This window comes from Sandaracinobacteroides sp., assembly GCF_057137845.1.
Window position 1 is genome coordinate 1 of record NZ_DBNHFX010000199.1, and the last position, 1,905, is coordinate 1,905.

General features: G+C 64.0%; 3 protein-coding genes. 2 read left to right on the plus strand and 1 reads right to left on the minus strand.

The window, feature by feature from the left end; genetic code table 11:
* The coding region (locus AC16JP_RS11095) for a sigma 54-interacting transcriptional regulator (protein ID WP_484340678.1) at positions 1 to 424 on the minus strand (424 nt) is incomplete at its 3' end.
* A 106-nt stretch (positions 425 to 530) separates the two neighbouring features.
* Between AC16JP_RS11095 and AC16JP_RS11100 the strand changes: the two genes are divergently transcribed.
* Together AC16JP_RS11100 and AC16JP_RS11105 are read left to right on the plus strand one after the other, a co-directional pair.
* Positions 531 to 1,376 (plus strand): hypothetical protein, encoded by an 846-nt coding sequence (locus AC16JP_RS11100; RefSeq protein WP_484340679.1) that lies wholly within the window; start codon positions 531 to 533, stop codon positions 1,374 to 1,376.
* Between the two features lie 54 nt (positions 1,377 to 1,430).
* Positions 1,431 to 1,905 (plus strand): FAD-dependent oxidoreductase (locus AC16JP_RS11105; protein WP_484340680.1); only part of this gene is annotated, 475 nt, incomplete at its 3' end.

Sequence of the window (1,905 nt, forward strand, 5' to 3'; positions counted from 1 at the left end):
TCACCGCTTCGAATGGCGCGGATGCACGCGTACTGCCGGCATGCAGCGCCCGCGCGACATTCTCCTTGCCGGTTCCTGACCTGCCGGTAACCAGAACCGTCGCCCCGGATGGCGCAACGCCGGCAACCGCCTCGCGCAGTTGTCGCATCGCTGGTGAACTGCCGATCAATTCAGCAGAAGCGGACGGCCGGAGACGGCCGACGAGGAGCGGAGTTTCCCCCATCCCGATTCCTTTCGCCCGCACGACGCCCCCGTTCCCTTCCAACGGAGAGACGTAAAGCAGGCACCGTATGGCGACCCGATCGTTTTCACGAACGCGCCGCAACCCATTGGCGGGTTGACGTTTCGTTCCCACCGGGAAACGATGCGCGCCGATTGGGGGCTTGATCGCATGACCCGGGCCGGGGCTTGCGGACATCTCCATCCATTCTGGTGGGATATCACAGGCGGCATGAAAATTTCCGCCCGCTGATATACAACAGAATGCCTTTAATTCAGTGTATTGGGGCACAAACTTGACAGATCATTTCATGGCCGTTTCGGACCGTTTCACTGTGGGCCAGTTGAAGATTCTCGCCGCAGGCGGGTCGTTCCCGCTTGGCAGCCTGACAGGATTTCATGCCGAGAGCTTCCCCTGCACGGATTCGACCGTGTTGCAGAACCGAATCGAAGCGGTTCGCCCCGATGTTCTGCTGATCGACTGCGCACTGGCGACACCAGGCCTTGCGGATATGCTGGCGCACTCGGTCTATGCCGGCATGCCGGTCATCCTGCGGGTCGGCGACACGGAGGCCGACGCGGAAGCCGCAGGCCTGCTCTTTGGTTGCCCGTTGCAGTTCCTGCCGCCCGAGACCGACCACATGGCCGTTCTTGCCGCAGTCCATCAGGCGACCGAAAGCCTGCAACATCATGCCGCCGACAGCGGCGCCCGGTTCGACGGCGCAGACCGGATCGCGGCGCTGAAGCGCGATGCCGAACGGATCACGGCTGCGATCGCCGAACTGGCGGCAGCGCGCCCGGATGGCGCCGCACGGCCCGTGGATGCGCCACGAATCCGCGCTCATATCCGTGCCCGCCGCCTGCGTGAACGCTTCTTCCCGGCAGACCTGTTCGCCGACCCGGCGTGGGACATGCTGCTCGACCTCTCGGCGGCACGGCTCGAGGATCGGCCCGTCAGCGTTTCCAGCCTCTGCATTGCGGCAAGCGTACCGACGACGACGGCGCTCAGGTGGGTGAAAAACCTGTGTGACAGCGGCATCCTGGTGCGCGCATCCGACCCCGGCGACGCCCGCCGCGCCTTCATCTCGATGTCGGACGCAACGGCCCGCGCGATGGACGCCTGCCTCGATGCCGTGCTGAACCAGCCGGGCCAATAGAAGCGCTTGAACGCGCGCTACTTTGCGGCCACCTTCCACAACGGGAGGAGCGACATGCGGACACTCGCGATCATAGGTTCGGGACCGGCCGGCTTCTATACGGCAGAAGCAGCGCTGAAAGCCTTCGGAGAGGATGTCAGGATCGACATCCTGGACAGGCTGCCCACGCCCTATGGACTGATCCGCGCCGGGGTCGCGCCAGACCACCAGTCGATCAAGGCGGTTTCCAAACGCTATGATCAGGTCGCAACCGACAGCCGGGTGCGGTTTCTTGGCCATGTACACGTCGGCACCGATGTAACGATCGAGGAACTGACCGGCTTTTACGATGACGTCGTGCTGGCGGTGGGTGCGCCGCTGGACAAGCGCCTCGGCATTCCGGGTGACGATCTGCCGGGTGTAATCGGATCGGCGGCCTTCGTCGGCTGGTACAACGGGCATCCCGATTTCAAGGATCTGCAACCGCCGTTGCAGGCGGAAACCGTGGTGGTGGTCGGCAACGGCAATGTCGCAATCGACTGCGCGCGGA

Coding starts and splice junctions, on each gene's coding strand:
- AC16JP_RS11100 (WP_484340679.1), top strand. CDS start 531: ATGGCCGTTTCGGACCGTTTCACTGTGGGCCAGTTGAAGATTCTCGCC.